The sequence below is a fragment of the Streptomyces sp. RLB3-17 genome (assembly GCF_007113425.2).
In the GTDB taxonomy this organism is placed as follows: Bacteria; Actinomycetota; Actinomycetes; order Streptomycetales; family Streptomycetaceae; genus Streptomyces; species Streptomyces mirabilis_D.
This window is the reverse complement of sequence record NZ_CP041610.2, coordinates 3,862,321-3,877,807: the sequence shown is the minus strand read 5'-3', so window position 1 is coordinate 3,877,807 and position 15,487 is coordinate 3,862,321. Positions and strand designations below refer to the sequence as shown.

At 72.3% G+C, this 15,487-nt stretch carries 16 protein-coding genes; 6 read left to right on the top strand and 10 right to left on the bottom strand.

Annotated features, from left to right (window positions below):
- The first annotated feature begins 21 nt into the window (after positions 1 to 21).
- Positions 22 to 549, top strand: a complete 528-nt coding sequence (locus FNV62_RS17945) for a GNAT family N-acetyltransferase (protein ID WP_060896069.1) — start codon at positions 22 to 24, stop codon at positions 547 to 549.
- A 68-nt stretch (positions 550 to 617) separates the two neighbouring features.
- Here the strand turns inward: FNV62_RS17945 and FNV62_RS17940 are convergent, their stop codons facing one another.
- From FNV62_RS17940 to FNV62_RS17930, 3 genes are all read right to left on the bottom strand, one after another.
- Entirely contained in the window at positions 618 to 1,505 is an 888-nt protein-coding gene (locus FNV62_RS17940; RefSeq protein ID WP_097284505.1) for a nuclease, read from the bottom strand.
- 74 nt (positions 1,506 to 1,579) lie between these two features.
- Positions 1,580 to 1,921: a hypothetical protein gene (locus FNV62_RS17935; protein ID WP_054230980.1), complete on the bottom strand. Its 342-nt coding sequence runs from the start codon at positions 1,919 to 1,921 to the stop codon at positions 1,580 to 1,582.
- Positions 1,922 to 2,031: 110 nt separating this feature from the next.
- The gene (locus FNV62_RS17930; protein ID WP_097284503.1) at positions 2,032 to 2,439 is read right to left on the bottom strand and encodes a winged helix-turn-helix transcriptional regulator; all 408 of its coding nucleotides are present in this window, start codon (positions 2,437 to 2,439) and stop codon (positions 2,032 to 2,034) included.
- A 128-nt stretch (positions 2,440 to 2,567) separates the two neighbouring features.
- On the opposite strand from FNV62_RS17930, the gene FNV62_RS17925 reads away from it, so the two are divergent.
- On the top strand, positions 2,568 to 3,518 hold the full coding sequence (locus FNV62_RS17925) for an alpha/beta fold hydrolase (RefSeq protein ID WP_144315396.1): 951 nt from the start codon (positions 2,568 to 2,570) through the stop codon (positions 3,516 to 3,518).
- On the opposite strand, the gene FNV62_RS17920 is transcribed toward FNV62_RS17925, so the two are convergent.
- Positions 3,480 to 5,003 (bottom strand): hypothetical protein, encoded by a 1,524-nt coding sequence (locus FNV62_RS17920; protein WP_144315395.1) that lies wholly within the window; start codon positions 5,001 to 5,003, stop codon positions 3,480 to 3,482. The two genes, FNV62_RS17925 and FNV62_RS17920, sit on opposite strands and share 39 nt — an antisense overlap.
- A 162-nt stretch (positions 5,004 to 5,165) precedes the next feature.
- Between FNV62_RS17920 and FNV62_RS17915 the strand changes: the two genes are divergently transcribed.
- The 3 genes from FNV62_RS17915 to FNV62_RS17905 are packed head-to-tail and all read left to right on the top strand — an operon-like array spanning position 5,166 to position 7,650.
- Positions 5,166 to 5,645, top strand: coding sequence for a MarR family winged helix-turn-helix transcriptional regulator (locus FNV62_RS17915; RefSeq protein ID WP_060896074.1), 480 nt, complete (start codon positions 5,166 to 5,168; stop codon positions 5,643 to 5,645).
- On the top strand, positions 5,645 to 7,057 hold the full coding sequence (locus FNV62_RS17910) for an MFS transporter (RefSeq protein ID WP_186003082.1): 1,413 nt from the start codon (positions 5,645 to 5,647) through the stop codon (positions 7,055 to 7,057). The genes FNV62_RS17915 and FNV62_RS17910 overlap by 1 nt, the downstream gene beginning before the upstream one ends.
- Positions 7,058 to 7,059: 2 nt before the next feature.
- Positions 7,060 to 7,650, top strand: a complete 591-nt coding sequence (locus tag FNV62_RS17905; protein ID WP_144315394.1) for a hydrolase — start codon at positions 7,060 to 7,062, stop codon at positions 7,648 to 7,650.
- A gap of 45 nt (positions 7,651 to 7,695) precedes the next feature.
- Here the strand turns inward: FNV62_RS17905 and FNV62_RS17900 are convergent, their stop codons facing one another.
- Positions 7,696 to 8,673: a ketopantoate reductase family protein gene (locus tag FNV62_RS17900; RefSeq protein ID WP_144315393.1), complete on the bottom strand. Its 978-nt coding sequence runs from the start codon at positions 8,671 to 8,673 to the stop codon at positions 7,696 to 7,698.
- A gap of 118 nt (positions 8,674 to 8,791) precedes the next feature.
- Between FNV62_RS17900 and FNV62_RS17895 the strand changes: the two genes are divergently transcribed.
- Positions 8,792 to 9,025 (top strand): DUF2277 domain-containing protein, encoded by a 234-nt coding sequence (locus tag FNV62_RS17895; protein ID WP_054230973.1) that lies wholly within the window; start codon positions 8,792 to 8,794, stop codon positions 9,023 to 9,025.
- Between the two features lie 99 nt (positions 9,026 to 9,124).
- Here the strand turns inward: FNV62_RS17895 and FNV62_RS17890 are convergent, their stop codons facing one another.
- From FNV62_RS17890 to FNV62_RS17870, 5 genes are all read right to left on the bottom strand, one after another.
- Positions 9,125 to 9,763: a DedA family protein gene (locus FNV62_RS17890; RefSeq protein WP_097284497.1), complete on the bottom strand. Its 639-nt coding sequence runs from the start codon at positions 9,761 to 9,763 to the stop codon at positions 9,125 to 9,127.
- Between the two features lie 166 nt (positions 9,764 to 9,929).
- Positions 9,930 to 10,385 (bottom strand): DoxX family protein, encoded by a 456-nt coding sequence (locus FNV62_RS17885; RefSeq protein WP_054230971.1) that lies wholly within the window; start codon positions 10,383 to 10,385, stop codon positions 9,930 to 9,932.
- A gap of 86 nt (positions 10,386 to 10,471) precedes the next feature.
- The gene (locus FNV62_RS17880; protein ID WP_144315392.1) at positions 10,472 to 12,436 is read right to left on the bottom strand and encodes an FAD/NAD(P)-binding protein; all 1,965 of its coding nucleotides are present in this window, start codon (positions 12,434 to 12,436) and stop codon (positions 10,472 to 10,474) included.
- Between the two features lie 215 nt (positions 12,437 to 12,651).
- Positions 12,652 to 14,319, bottom strand: coding sequence for an alkaline phosphatase D family protein (locus FNV62_RS17875; RefSeq protein ID WP_144316489.1), 1,668 nt, complete (start codon positions 14,317 to 14,319; stop codon positions 12,652 to 12,654).
- A gap of 143 nt (positions 14,320 to 14,462) precedes the next feature.
- Positions 14,463 to 15,107: an HNH endonuclease family protein gene (locus FNV62_RS17870; protein WP_054230969.1), complete on the bottom strand. Its 645-nt coding sequence runs from the start codon at positions 15,105 to 15,107 to the stop codon at positions 14,463 to 14,465.
- Between the last annotated feature and the right edge of the window lie 380 nt (positions 15,108 to 15,487).

Here is a 15,487-nt window from a genome sequence, read left to right as displayed (position 1 = left end):
GGTGCTGGCCATACTGCGGCCATGGATCCCGTGACTCTGGAGACCGCGCGACTTCTGCTCAGGCCCTTCGGCCCCTCCGACGCGGACGCGGTGTACGCGGCCTGTCAGGACGAGGACATCCAGTACTACACGCCGGCGCCGTCACCGTTTCGGCGTGAGGATGCCGAGAAGTACGTCGGGGAGACCGCGCCCCAGGGCTGGGCCGGGGATCGCGACCACATCCTGGGTGCCTTCCGGTCGGACAACGGTGCGCTGGTCGGTTCGTTCTGTCTGACGAGGCTCTCCGAGGGGGTCTACGAACTCGGCTACTGGGCGGCCAAGGAGCAGCGCGGCCGGGGGTACTCCGCGGAAGCGGCCCGGGTCCTGTGCGACTGGGGTTTCGCCGTACTCGGGGCACACCGGATCGAGTGGTGGGCGATGGTCGGGAACGTGCCCTCCCGCGCACTCGCCGAGAAGCTCGGCTTCACCGTCGAGGGAACCCTGCGCCGTCGCACCGTGGTCAGGGGTGAACCGCGTGACTGGTGGGTGGGCGGACTTCTTAAGCCCTGATGGTCGAGAGCTCTGACAGTGGAGAGTTCTGACGGTCGAGAGTTCTGAGGGTCGGACGTCCGGCCCCGTCATTCCTCGGCGAAGACCAGGTCCTCGATGGGGTGGGTCATGCGTACCGTCCCGCCGTTGACCTCGACCACGTGGTGCAGGCCGGTGAGGGTCTTGGCGGTGGGGCCCTGGGAGAGGATGCGGAATCGGTCGGCGCCGCCGAAGAGGTAGCTGGGGAAGCAGTCCAGCGAGGTGTCGGGCGCGAAGCGCAGGTGGTCCGCGAGGCGGCGGAAGAGCTTCGGGAGCAGCACCAGGTCGTCCGTGAGGGAGGACAGGCCGGTGATCGCCGCCCCGGTGGTCGTCGTGTCCTTGGCCCATACGCCGAGGCCCGCCGACCTCGCCTGCTGGGACACCGCGGTCAGCTCGGTGCGCAGGTCGGGGAAGAGGTTCGAGTAGAAGGTCGGGAAGACCAGGCCGAGCTCGAGCAGGTGGTGGTTGGCGGTGGTGCGGAGCAGCGGCACGTCCACGGTGATCCAGTCGCCGCTCTTCTTGCCCGCGGGTGGTGCGCCGCGACCGGCCAGCGCGACACAGCGGCTGTGTACGTCGATCGCGCTCGCCAGGATGAAACCGGGCACGCTCTCCGGGGTACTGGCGGTGACCTTCTCGCCCGCGTGCTGGACGGTGGTGAAACCGAGCCAGCTCAGCAGCTCGTCCCGGGCGGCGTGGGCGAGGTCCAGCGGCTGGTGCACCTCGTGCGGGCCCGCGCCCAGATAGTGGGTCTCCAGCGCGTCGATCGCGTCGAGCCGCAGGTTGGCGCCGCCACGGCTGTTCCGGTGAGTCTTGTCGATCTTGTGCGTGCCGGGGATCTCGTACCAGAAGGCCGCGTCGTGCGGGTCGAAGCGGACGGTGTCGCCGTCCGGTTTCGCGTTCAGGATCCGGTAGTCGCCTTCGATGAGGAGCATGGGCATGAGTACCTCCGCGTCGACGCCGGTGACTCATTGTTGCCGCGCGGGGGCTCCCGCGTACCCGGAGCGACATGGAATTACGACGTTTGTGGCGGGCCTTCGTGGGCGTGCTTCAGCTTCGCGCGGGCGTCCACCGTGTCCGGTGGGGCGACCTCCGACCAGAAGCGGTGGCAGGTGACGAAGACGGCGAGTTCTCGTTCGCGTTGGCGGAGCTTCTCGACCTCGGCCTGTTCGTCGGGTGTCCAGCCGGGGGAGGCGGGGCGTTCCACCTTGCGCCAGCCCTTGTCGTCGCTGAAGCCGTCCAGGGGCTCCACCGACCAGGGGAGCCTCTTGAGCAGGGCCAGGAGCTCCGCCCGGACCTGATGCAGCTCCTCCTGGCCTGCCAGGAGGTCACTCGGGAAGTCATAGGTCGCAGCCACGCGGCAATGGTACGCCTGTTCGAATTTGAGGTGCGAGTTCCTTCGGGGACTTCACGCGAACGGGTGGGGCGTCCGCGGCGGACGGCTTCCTGTCGCGGCGGCCCGAACCGTCAGTCGTCGTCGGCGAGTTCGCGGCTGCGCGCGTTGGCTCGGTCCACCTCGGCCATGTGCTCCTCGGCCCAGGCCCTGACCATGGCCAGCGGACCCTCCAGCGACAGGCCGAGCGGAGTGAGCCGGTAGTGCACGCGCGGCGGCACCGACGGTTCCACCCTGCGGTCGACCAGGCCGTCGCGGGTCATGCCCTGGAGGGTGACCGACAGCATCTTCTGTGAGACCCCGGGCATCCTGCGCCGCAGTTCCGCGAAGCGCACCTCCTCAGGGGACGCCTCCGCCAGCACTTTGACGGCCATCGACATCCACTTCGTACCGATCCGGTCGAGCAGGCGACGGGTCGGGCACTGCGGATCGAACAGATCCCCGCGGTTCCCGTCGCGGGGCTGTGGTGGAGAAGGGGTCATGAGGGGGTCACCTGGGGCTCACTACCTGTCGTGGAAGTGCGGTCTTGGCGTCTCCAGGTTAGTCACCTAGCGTTTGGTTGTCACCATTGGTAACCACCTCGCCACCCCACCCCCCACCTGGAGGTCTCATGTCCGTCGCACTCCGGCAGGTCGAAGCCAACGGCGTCGAACTCAACGTGGCCCTGGCCGGCGAGGGCCCGGCCGTACTGCTGCTCCATGGCTTTCCGCACACCTGGCAGCTGTGGACCCACGTCCTGGACGGGCTCGCCGGGCGGTACCGAGTCATCGCACCGGACCTGCGCGGATGCGGCGCGAGCGCGCGCACGGCGGGCGGCTACGACGCCGGTACGCTCGCGGCCGACGCCGAAGCCCTCCTCGACGCCCTCGGAGAGACCTCGGCCGCCGTGGTCGGCATCGACGCGGGCACCCCGCCGGCGTTCCTGCTCGCGATGCGCCGCCCCGACCTCGTCCGGCGACTCGTCGTCATGGAGTCGCTGGTGGGCAGGCTGCCGGGCGCCGAGGAGTTCCTCGCCCACGGCGCGCCCTGGTGGTTCGGCTTCCACGCGGAATCCGGCGGCTCGGAACCGGGCCACTCGGAACCGGGCCTCGCGGAATCCAGCCTTGCGGAATCCGACCACGCGAAACCCGGCCTCGCGGAATCCGTCCTGACCGGGCACGAGGACCGGTACATCGACTGGTTCCTCGACGCGGGCACCCTCGGGCAGGGCGTGGACCCCGCCGTCCGTGACGCCTTCGTCCACGCGTACACCGGGACCGGGGCCCTGCGCTGCGCCTTCTCGTACTATCGCGCCCTGCCCGAAAGCTCCCGGCAGATCCAGGAAGCCGTCCGTACGGCCCGGCTGACCGTGCCCACCATGGCCGTCGGCGCCCACCCCGTGGGCAGCGCGCTCGAACGACAACTGCGGCCGGTGGCCGACCACTTGATCGGCCACGTCATCGAGAACTGCGGGCACATCATCCCGCTGCACCGCCCGGACCGGCTCCTCGGTCTGCTGGAGCCGTTCCTTGCCCCGGCGGGGTCAACGGGTCAGCTCCAGCATCATGGCCGGCGGCAGTGACGGATTGGCCGCGGCCGCCTCCGCTACGCGGCCCTCGGCGTCGCCGAGCAGTTCGACGACGACCGGTACGGGCAGGGACGGGTGGGCGGCGGCGATCGGTCGCGCCTGTCGGTCGGTCAGGCAGGCGAGCAGGGCCGGCGCCGTCGCGTTGCGGTGCCGAGCGACCTCGCGGAACGCCTTCGGGACCGGTGGGTCGTGTCTCGTCACGTGCTCCAGGAGGGACGGCGACGCGTCCGGGTTCGTCGCCACCCTGGCCAGCACCCGTACTCCGTGACGGTCGATCATGTCGCGCAGCCGGGCCTCGGAGAGGCCGGGGTGAGGGGCGATGGACTTGAGCACCTTCGCGTCGGTGTCGGCGGCCAGCGCGTCGCGTGTCCCGGGCGGCAGATCACGTCGTGCGGCCAGAAGCATCCGTACGGCCGGGTCGGGAGACTTGGCCAGGCTCTCGACCTCGGCAGGGGTGGCGGCGGCGATCCGTGGCAGCAGGGTCGCGCCGATCTTGGCGGTGCCCGCCAAGGAGGCGAGCAGATCCAGTGGCACGCGGGGATTGTGGGCCAGGCTGCGCCGTACGTCGGGGCTCACGTCGGTGGCCAGCGCGCGCAGGTGGGCGGCGTCGACCCCGGGGTTCTCGGCGAGGTCGCCCCGTATGCCGGGCAGCGGATCGTCGGCCAGCCGTCCCCATACCTCCGGGGGCAGATCGGAGCGGCCGGCGAGCGACCAGCGCAGCAGCGCCGAGGAATGGCCGGCGAAGCCGGCGGCGGCGCGGGCGGGAGTGGCCGGGTTGCTCAGTGCCTGCCGCCACATGTCGTGCACCGTGGACTCGTGGGAACCGGTGCAGAACGCGCCCGGCGGCAGGTCGTCGGCCGGGTGCGGGTGCGGGTGCGGATGTGGGCGAGCGTGAGGGGCCGGAGTCCGCTCACGGTCGCAGACCAGGCAGTGCCGCGCCGGAGGCAGCCCGTCCCCGGTCAGCATCATCTCCAGTACGGCTGGTGGCGTCGCCTCGTTGGCCGCGACCGCGCGGCGGACCTCCGCATGCGGGTGTCGCGCGAGCCGGGCGGCCATGTCCGGCGTGGTCCACAGCGCGAGCTCGGCCACCACCGCGATCTCCGAGTCGGCGGCGAGCGTGTCCGTCACATCGGGGGGAAGGTCCGGGCAGGCGGCCAGTTTCTCGCGGCGCTCGGTGACCGGATCCGTCGCGAAGCGGCGCGCCCACTCCGGGAGGCCGGCCCCCGTGTCGAGCAGGGCGAGCGCGGCCTTCGGCTGGGCCACGGGATCGATGTCGGCGGACGTCAGCCGTCCCTCGTACGCGAGGTGTACGGCGGTGCCCTCGTCGCGGGCGGCCAGCGCGAGTGCCTGGGCGCGGCCGAGGTCCTTGCGGGCGGCGAGTTCCGTGGCGATCTCGTCGTCGGCGACCGTGATCAGCCGGTCGACCAGCTCGGCGGGGAGGGCCGGGTTGGCGGCGAGCCCGCACAGGATGTGGTTCACGGGGGCACATCCTGCCCGGGACGGGTGGGAAGCGCCCGCGGATTTCTTTCCGGTTCCCTTCGCTCCCCGTATCACCGGACATTGCTCAGCCCAGTAGTTTGCTCAGCCTGGACTGTGCAGTTCGAACTGGACAGTCTGGACTGAAGGTCCTAGCGTGGGGGCATGGACGACAGCAGGGATGACACCGAAGGTGTCGACGGCGTCTCCGGGTCCGCCGCCCGTGCCGCGCGGGATCTCCGGGTCGCGTTCAACCGGCTGCGCCGGCGGATCCGGGAGGTCGCCGAGACGGAGGGTGAGGCGCAGGACCTCACCCCCTCCCAGGTGTCCGCGCTCACGCTGGTGAGCAAGAGCGGCGCCGCGACGGCCAGTGGACTCGCGGCCTCCGAGGGGGTGCGCCCGCAGTCGATGGCCGCCACGCTCGCCGCGCTCGACCAGTACGGGCTGATCGAGCGCAACCCCGACCCCGGGGACGGCCGACGGCAGCTCGTCACGCTCACCGACGCGGGGCGCGAGCGCATCGAGGGCACCCGGCAGGCCCGTGCGGAGTGGCTGGCCCGGGCCTTCGAGGACCGCTGCACGGAGGCCGAGCGGCAGACCGTCATCGAGGCCATGGCCGTACTGGACCGGCTCACCCGGCCGTGATGCCCAAGATATCCGGACTCGCTCGCTCCGACCGGCCCTCGCGCCCTCGCCCCGCGGACTCCTTCGACCGGCGGCTGATCGCCCCGATGGTCCTCGGATCCGTGCTGAACCCCATCAACTCCGCCATGATCGCGGTGGCGTTGGTGCCGATCGGGGCCGCGCTCGGGGCACCGCCCGCGCAGACGGCCTGGCTGGTCACGGGGCTGTACCTGGCCACCGCCGTGGGGCAGCCCGTCATCGGACGGCTCGTGGACACGTACGGACCTCGTCGTCTCTATCTCATCGGGACGGCGCTCGTGGGGATCGCCGGACTGCTCGGCGCCCTCGCTCCGAGCCTCGGCGCGCTGGTCGCCGCCCGGGTGCTGCTCGGAGTCGGCACCTCCGCCGCGTACCCCGCCTCGATGAGCCTCACCCGCAGCGAGGCCGAGCGCACCGGGCGGGACAGCCCGGCCGGAGTGCTGACCGCGCTCGCCGTCTCCGCCCAGACCGTCTCCGTCGTCGGCCCCACCCTGGGTGGACTGCTGATCGGCGTGGGTGGCTGGCGCACCATCTTCCTCGTCAACGTGCCGCTGTCGGTGGCCTGTCTGGTTCTCGGTGTGCTGCGGCTGCCGAAGAGTCCGGGCGGGCGGCGGGAGAGGCGGAGCGTCGATCCGCTCGGCATGGCGCTGTTCGCCGGTCTGCTCGCCGCCCTCATGTTCTTCCTGATGAAACCGCGGGCCGACCACTGGTGGCTCCTCGTCCTCGCCGGCGGCGCGGCAACGGCCTTCGCGCTGAGGGAGGTTCGCGTCGCGGAGCCGTTCATCGATCTGCGGGTGCTCGGCGGCAACGTCCCCATGCTGGCGACCTTCCTGCGTCAATTCCTCAGCTTCACGACGGCGTACGCGTTCCTGTACGGCTTCACGCAGTGGCTGGAGGAGGGGCGGGACCTGTCCGCCGCCACCGCCGGACTCGTACTGCTGCCCCTGTCGCTCAGCGCGCTGGCCGTCTCCGCCGTCACCGGGCGCCGCGAGGCGATCCGGGGCAAGCTCGTCGTGGGCGGTCTGGTGCAGATCGCCGGGTGTGCCGCGCTGTTGGGCGCGAACTCCGGCAGTGCGATCTGGCTGCTCGGCGCAATCGGGATCGTCATGGGCATCCCGCAGGGCCTCAACGGCCTCGCCAACCAGAACGCCCTCTACCGGCAGGCCGACCCCGCCCGTATGGGCTCCGCGGCCGGCCTCCTGCGCACCTTCATGTACCTCGGCGCGATGGTCGCCTCCGCCGCCGACGCGGCCGTCTTCCCCCATGGCGCCGACACCGGGGGCCTGCACGACCTGGCCCTCTTCATGCTCGCCGGAGCCACGCTGCTCCTGGCGGTGACCCTGCTCGACCGATCCCTGCGCTCCCTCGCGCCCTCCACCCCCCGAAAGGCCTGACCATGGCTGTCACCACGCTCGACCCGAAGACCGCGCTTGTCGTCATCGACCTGCAGAACGGCATCGCCGGAAACCCCGGCCTCGCCCCGCACCCGGCCGCCGAGGTCGTGGAGCGGGCGGCCCGGCTCGCGGACGCGTTCCGCGAGCAGAGCCTCCCCGTCGTCCTCGTCCGGGTCACCGCCGCCACCGACGGCGCGGACGGCGTCCCCGGGCGCATCGACGGCCCCGCCCGCGCCCCGCGCGTCTGGCCGGAGGGCTGGGACGTCCTCGTCGACGAGCTCGCCGGTCACCCGGAGGACATCGTCGTCACCAAGCGGAACTGGGGCGCGTTCTACGGCACCGACCTCGACCTGCAGCTGCGTCGCCGCGGGATCACCCAGATCGTGCTGGTCGGCATCGCCACCAGCATCGGCGTCGAGTCCAGCGCCCGCGCCGCCCACGAGCACGGCTACCACGTCACCCTGGCGACCGACGCGATGTCCGACATCGACGCCGAGACCCACCGCAACAGCGTCGAGCGGATCTTCCCCCGTCTCGGTGAGACGGGCACGACGGACGAGATCCTGGAAGTGCTGGCCAAGACCCACGTCTGAGCCGCGCGTCGGGTGAACCGTCGTCGGGGTGAGCCGTAGCCGGGGTCAGTGGCGGCGGTTGCCCTCCAGCTCCTCGGGCTCCTCCGGCTCCTCCAACTCCCGCACCAGCCCCCGCGCCACCGGCACGGACACCCCGTGCCGGTCCGCGGCCCGCAGCAACGCGCCGCCGATCGCGTCCAGTTCGAGCGGACGGCCCGCCTCGGCGTCGCGCTGCATGGAGGACTTGGTGTCCGGCGGGAAGGCGTCGTAGCGGGCGAGGGCCACGGCCGGGTCCGCCGGGGCGCCGCACGCCCGGCTGACGGCGGCCGTCTCCGCCACCAGGGCCGTCAACTCCTCGCGGTGGCGTGTACGGACCTCGCCCAGCGCTACCCCGTAACGGGTCGTCAGCAGCGCGAACGGCGCGAGGAACGACATCTTCGCCCACAGCGTCGCCGCCTCGTCGTCCTGCACGCGGACGGTGGGGCCGGTGGGGCCGGTGGCCGCCAACACCCCGGCGAGCGCGTCCAGTCGGCCGCGCGGCACGCTCTCGCCGGTCAGGTCGATCTCGGCGAAGGGGCTACCGTGTTCGACGACCCCGGGTGCGGTCCGGGTCGACTCGACGCGGATGACGGCGGGGGCGACGCGGGCGGCGCCGTAGCGGGCGCGCAGCGTCGCGGGGTGTTCGACACCGTTCAGGAACGGGACCAGCAGGCCGTCGCCGAGCACCTCCGGCCGTACCCGCTCCAGGGCCGCGTCCAGCGCCGTGTGCTTGACGGTGATCAGGCAGGCGTCGACCGGTTCGCGCAGTTCGGTGTCGGCCTCCACGGCCGCCGTGAAGTCCCCGAACCGGCCGCTGCGGACGCGGATGCCGTCGGTGCGCAGCGCCCGCGCCGTTTCGTCCCCGGCCAGACAGATCACCCGGTGTCCGGCCCGGGCCACCAGCGCCGCCAGCAGCCCGCCGACGCCGCCCGGGCCCAGTACCGCCACGGTCGACCGTTCCTGAGACCGTTCCTCGGCTCGTTCCTTCGACTGGTCCTTCGTCATGGCTGTTCGATCCTCTCGTCGGTCGGCCCCGGAAGGTGGCCGCCTCGACGTAGATCATCCCGCTACGGCGACAGGACCGACGCCCCGGGTTCCCACAGGTGTGCGCGAGACTGGACGCATGTGCCGCAGCATCAAGACACTCCGCCCGCCCGTGCTCCCCGAAGAGGCCACCGAGGAGGAGATCCGGGCCGCCGCCCTCCAGTACGTCCGCAAGGTGTCCGGATTCCGCGCCCCGGCCGCCCACAACCGTGAGGTGTTCGACCGCGCGGTCGAGGCGATCGCCGCCGCCACGGCCGAACTGCTGGACGGGCTGGAGGTACGGGGAGCCGCTCAGCCGCAGCGCGCCGGATAGCACCCCGCGCGTCCGCAGGTCCGCGCGTCCGCGCATCCGCAGGTCCGCGCATCCACAGGTCCGCGCGGACGCGTATCCGCGTATCCGCAGGCCCGTGGGTCAGGCGCCGGTGCCCGACTCCTGGGGTTCGGGACGGCGCATGAGGTACGCCGCGCCCGCCCCCGCGCCGAACAGCGCCAGGAACGACACCCCGGTCGCGAACCAGCTCGCGCCCAGCCACTGGCCGCCGAAGTAGCCGAGGGCGACGCTGTAGGCGGCCCAGACCAGGCCCGCCACGATCGACCACGGCAGGAACTCGCGGACCCGGCGGTGGGCCGCGCCCGCGCCGAGTGAGACGACGGAGCGTCCGGCGGGCGCGAAGCGGGCGAGGACGACCAGCGCGCCCCGGGCGCCGCCGCCGCGCGCGAGGACCGCGCCGAGGCGTTCCTGCGCGCTGGACAGCCGGCGCGAGCGGGCTATGGCCCGGTCCAGGCGTTCGCCGCCGCGCCAGGCCAGCCGGTAGGCCACCAGGTCGCCGAGGACCGAGGCGGTGGCCGCGGAGAGGGTGAGCGCCAGGATGTTGGGGACCGCCTGCCCGACGGCGGCCCCCGCGGAGGAGCCCGCCGCCGCTGCCGTGGCCGCCGTGATGACGAGGACGCCGCTCGGGAGGACCGGCAGGAAGACGTCCAGCAGGACCGAGACGGCCACCGCCGCGTAGATCCATGGGCTGCCCGTCAGCGGCCCCACACTCTCCAACACCGAAACTCCCCTGTACTCCCCCGTTGGCACGACCTCGCCGCTACGTCGCGGGGGAGCGGCAGGCGGCCTGTGACAGCCATACAGCGTACGCGGCGGGTGTGACAGGAGGGTCACTGGGGGTTCAGGTGGTGAGGGGAGGTGGGCGCCGGGCCGGATGACGGCCGGGTCAGGCCGCGACGGGCTCCGAGGCACGCTCGTCCGCACGGGACGCGGCCGTGCGCCCGGCGAGGAGACGGTCGAGGCCGAGCGCGCCGGAGCCGGTGAAGACCAGCAGCAGCATGGTCCAGCAGAACAGCACGGAGAGCTCGCCGCCGTTCTGGATCGGCCACAGGGCCATCGACTGGTGCACGTCGAAGTACGCGTACGCCATCGAGCCCGACGCGATGAAAGCCGCGCCGCGGGTGCCGAGGCCCAGCAGCACCAGGGCGCCGCCGACGAGCTGGATCACGGCCGCGTACCAGCCCGGCCAGGTGCCGGACGGGATGGAGCCGCCGTCGGTGCCGGCCGCGCCGCCGAGCACACCGAAGAGTGAGGCGGCGCCGTGCACGGCGAAGAGCAGGCCTATGACGATGCGGAACAGGCCGATGGCGTACGGCTGGGCGCTGTTGAGGCGGTCGGTCATGTGGGGGACTCCTTCGGTCTGGTCCGGCCCGTGGGGGAACCGGATCCTGGGGGCGGAACCGAGTGAGTCACCAACGTTAGGTGAACCTAATCAATGCTTGCAAGTTCAACATTTAGCCATGCTCCGGGTTCCGCTCGGGCTTCCGTTTCCGCTGTCGCCGCACGTAGCGCGGCCCGCGCCACCGCGTCGGCGTCCGAAAGCGTGACCGAATCCACACCCGGCCGGGCCCCGGCCGCGGTCACCCAGTGCACGCCCTCCGTGGGCACCCCGAAGGCGAACCGCCTTGCGTGCGCGCGACCTTGACGGTCGATCACACGGTAGGGGCGCGGTGTTACGTCCAGCCCTCCGGTTTCGTAACCGTCGCTCGTGTGCGGGCGGCACGCGCCCGTCCTCAGCAGCCGGGTGAGCAGCTCGTCGCCCGTCCGCCTGAGGTCCGGTTCCGGCAGTCGCGCCTCTATCAGCGTCGTCGCGCGCACGGTCGAACCCGGCACGTCGGGGGAGTGCGCGACCCACGCCCCGTCCTCGGCCCGCACCTCCAGCCGGGGGCCCAGGACGTCCAGGACACCCGCCTCGATCAGCGCGGCCATCTCCTCGACACGGCGGCGGGGCGGCCCGATGGAGAGGAAGGCGTTGAGCGGTGTGTACCAGCGGTCCAGGTGGTCACGCCGGGAGCCGCCCGGCAGGCCCCCGTGGTCCACGATCCGCCGCACCTCGTTGCGCAGGTCGCGCAGTACGTCCAGGGCGGCCTTCAGGGGGCCGTCGACGTTCCCGAGCGCGGCCTGCTCGGCGTCCTCGCGCAGATGCGCCAGCAGCCAGGAGCGCCAGGCGCCGGGCGTGGCGAAGTCGCGGCCGGCGTACGGGCGCGAAACGCGGTCCCAGCACCAGCGCTCGCCCTCCGGGACGCCGAACTCGTCGAGGACGCGGGCCTCTTGAGGGCTCCGGTGCGGGGTGGCGAGGAAACGGTCCCGGAACTCCAGCAGCCTCGGACGCTCCCAGCGCCCGGCGCACACCCCCTCGTAGTAGACCGTCTCCACCTCCTTCGCGATCAGCGGCCATATCTCGCCCAGGAAGTCCGGCGCCTCACCGGAGTCGGCGCGCTTGCGGAAGCCGGCGATGACCTCGTCGGTGAGGGCGAGGGGGAGGTGGCGGCCGTAGGGGCCCTTCGCGTTGTCGCCGCGGGCCTGGTACGGGACACCGCGGCGCGAGCCCGCGTACAGACGGGGCTCGCGGCCGGAGGGGAGGTAGCGCAGGCCCTCGGCGGTGCGGGTGAAACGGCCGCCGCGGCCCGTCGTGAGCAGGGCCATGTGGTCGAAGAAGTTGAGACCGAGGCCGCGCAGCAGGACGCCTTCGCCGGGCGCGAGGGCGGCGGCGGAGAGGTCGACGTCCGCCGGGTTGGCGGGCGGGATGTGGCGCAGGCCGTGCCGTTCGGCGTACGCCGTGAGCTCGCGATGGGCGCGGTCCGGGGCCGCCGGCAGATGGCCCTGGGCGAGGACGACCGCGGACAGCTCCGGCAGGGCGCGCCCGTTGTCGAGGGTGAGGGTCTGGCGGCCGTCGGGGTCGTCGTCGAGCCGTACCGCGCGCGCCGGGTGCACCTCGACGCGCACGCCGGGCGGCGCCCCGCGCACCGCCTCGGCGAACACCCACTCCAGGTAGCGGCCGTAGTGCGCGCGGGTCGGGTAGTCGTCCGGGCCCAGCTCGCCGCCCGCCCAGGTGTGCAGGCTCGGCCCGGGGCGGACCGGACCCGAGCAGTCCACGCTGTCGTCGGTGAAGAGGGTCACCTGCGAGGCCACGGTGTTCATCAGCAGATGCGGCGACTGCGCGGTGCGCCAGACGCGGCCGGGGCCGGGCGGCGACGGGTCGACCATGTGGACCGTCAGCCGTGCTCCGGGCGGGAGCAGCTCCGGCGCGGAGGCGCACAGGCGTTCAAGGACGCTGGTGCCCCGCGGTCCCGCGCCGACGACGGCGAGGGACACATCGACGGCAGGGGTGGTCCCGGAGGGCGCGGCGCTCACTGCAGACAAAGGTGTGACTCCCGGGCATGGAGGGCGCATGACGGCGAACCGCCTGCTGGGAGCTCCACGGGAAGGTCCCCTGGAAGCGGACGGTCCGCCTCATCATGCCGTCGGCGAGAACTCGAACCGAGCCCCGGGCGGGGGGATCGCCGCCCGCTGTGGGATGCGTCACGGGTATCTCACGCGGCCCTCACGCACCCCTCGCACGGCTATCACGCTTGCTTCACAAGCGTGTTGTGAACGACAGGAGACGTTCACGAAGCGATCTCGGACTCCATGACCGTACGCAGCCGGGCGGCGCCCCCGCCCTTCCCCGCCCGCGCCTGTTCCAGCCGCAGCCGGGCCGAACGTCCGTGCAGGGTCAGGGTCATGAGCTGGTTGCCGAACCAAGGGCCGCCCGTCTTGCGCCAGTCGACGGGCGGCCGGTCGCACTTGCCGTGCCGGGCGAACCTGCGCCCGATCGCCCGGCCGACCGCGCTCCACCCGAAGCGGAAGCCGAGCCTTATGGACAGGGGGATGGAGTTGTGGACGGGGGAGCAGGTCAGCTGGAGGACGCGGGCGTCGGGGGAGCGGGGGGAGGCGGGTGTCCCAGGGGTCCGGGAAGGCCACTGGGGCTCGGCGATGTAGGCGTGGTGGACGTCTCCGGACAGCACGGACACCGTCGCCGGGGCGTCCGGCCCGGAACCGGCCTCGGCGATCAACTCCGCGAGCGCGGCGAAGGACGCGGGGAAGGCCGCCCAGTGCTCGAGGTCGGCCCGGCGGCGCAGCTTCTCCCCGAACCGGGCCCAGCGCGCGCCCCGTTCACCCCGGCACAGGGCGGCGTCCCAGGCCTCGGCGTCGTGCACGAGGTGGGGGAGTAGCCAGGGCAGTGAGGTGCCGATCAGGAGGTGGTCGCGGGAGCCCGGCGCGTCCAGCGCCTGCTCGCGCAGCCACCGCTCCTCGCCCGCGTCCAGCATCGCCCGCCGGTCCTCGGCCAGCACGCGGGCCGCCCGGGTGTCCACCATCAGCAGCCGTACGCGGCCGAAGTCGCGGCGGTAGCTCCAGCGGACGGAGGCCGGGTCGGCGTCGGACTGGGCGGCGAAGGCGCTCAGCACGTCGGTGCCGTCGGGGGTCTCGCGGACGGCGGCGTACAGGGCGTCCTCGGCGAGTTCGCGCGGTGAGAGGTTGCCGAGGTGCTGGTGGACCCAGTACGACATCAGTCCGCTCAGCAGCCGCTCGCGCCACCACGCCGTGGCCCGCATGTCGGCGAGCCAGGAGGCGCTGGTGTTCCAGTCGTCGATGACGTCGTGGTCGTCGAAGATCATGCAGCTCGGCACGGTCGACAGCAGCCAGCGCACTTCCGGGTCGAGCCAGGATTCGTAGTAGAGGCGGGTGTACTCCTCGTAGTCCGCGACCTGGTCGCCCGGGGGGTCCGCGAGGTTGCGGCGGGCGGCGAGCCAGCGCTGGGTGGCCTTCGAGGTCTCGTCGGCGTACACCTGGTCGCCCAACAGGACCAGGACGTCCGGCCGTTCGCTCCCGGGCTCGCCCGCGATACGGGCCGCGAGTGTGTCCAGCGCGTCGGGGCCGGCCGGGTCCTTCTCGTCGGCGGGCGGCGCGGCCCAGCGGCAGGAGCCGAAGGTGACACGGACGGCGTCCTCCTCGCCCCGGGTGCGGACGACGGAGGGCGGGAAGGGGGAGCCGGGCAGCGGCCAGACACCGACGCCGTCCAGCAGTACCTCGTAGGTGGTGTCCGTGCCCGGGGTCAGACCGCTCACCGGCACCAACGCGTAGTGATGCCCGGCGACTTGGAAGGTGCGGGCCGAGCCGCGGGCGCCGTCGGCGCAGCGCACCTCGGCGGTGCACGGACGGCTCGCCTCGACCCAGAAGGTCGCGGACGAGCCGTCGACGTACCTCAACAGCGGTCCCAGGCGCAGCTCCGCCAAGGTGATCACCCCTCTCCGTCGCCCCGTACGGTACGGAACGACGGAGAGGAGCGGGGAGGTTCCGGGAACTGCGCCGGTTTCCGTGGGGGGAGGGGACCGGTGGGGATCCGTGGGGGGAGAGGTGCGGGGATCGGTGCGGGGGATCAGCAGCCGCTGAGGACCGAGCTGAGCTTGCTCTTCTCCGCCGAGTCGACCTTGAGGTTGTAGTAGTACTTCACCTGGACCCAGGCGCGGACGTAGGTGCAGGCGTAGGAGCTGAGCGGGGGCATCCACTCGGCCGGGTCCTGGTCGCTCTTCTGCTGGTTCACGTTGTCCGTGACGGCGATGAGCTGCGGACGGGTCACGTCGTTGGCGAAGGCCTGGCGCTGGGCCGTGGTCCAGGCGCTGGCGCCGGAGTCCCAGGCCTCGGCGAGCGGGACGAGGTGGTCGATGTCCAGGTCGGAGGCGGCGGTCCAGGTGGCGCCGTCGTAGACCGAGTACCAGGTGCCGCTGGTGGCGGTGCAGGCGGAGTTGGTGACGACGTTCGAACCGTCGCGCTTGAGGACGTACTCACGGGTGTTGCAGGTGCCGCTGATGGTGATCCAGGTGGGGAACAGGTCCCGGCTGTAGCCGGTGCGGTTCTCCGTCGCCACGGTGAGCGAGGCGAGGTAGGTGCGCGCGGTCGCGGCGCTGACCGGGGTGGGGAGCGCGGCGGAGGCGGTCGGGCCGTTGAAAATCCCGACCATGGCTATCAGGCCGGTGAAGGCCGCGAGTATGCTCAGCCGTCGACGCGCGTAGACCTTTGGCATGTGAACTCCCTTGAGGTGGGGGGACGTTGGGGCGAGCGGGCCCATGCTCGCGGTGGCGCATTTCCGGAAGGTGTGAGGCAGGTAAGAAGCTAGTGACGTGCGCATGACATGCCAAGGGGTTCGGGGTAATCGGTTTCTGCGGATCGGGGAAGGCGGGCTCCGAGGGTGCGGCGGTGTGGCCGGTCCGAGGGGCTCGGGACCTTTGGCCCTGTCCGGCCCGTTTCGGCATCCCGTACGATGGGTGGCGCAGAAGGGGAGTAGCTCTTCGCCGGACCGTCGACATACTGCTCAGCTCGTCTGAGCCGGCGCCCGGAGGCAGACCGTCACGGTCGGCCAGCGAGACCTTCGGCAGAGCAGTGCACTGTCCGCGCGTATGTCCT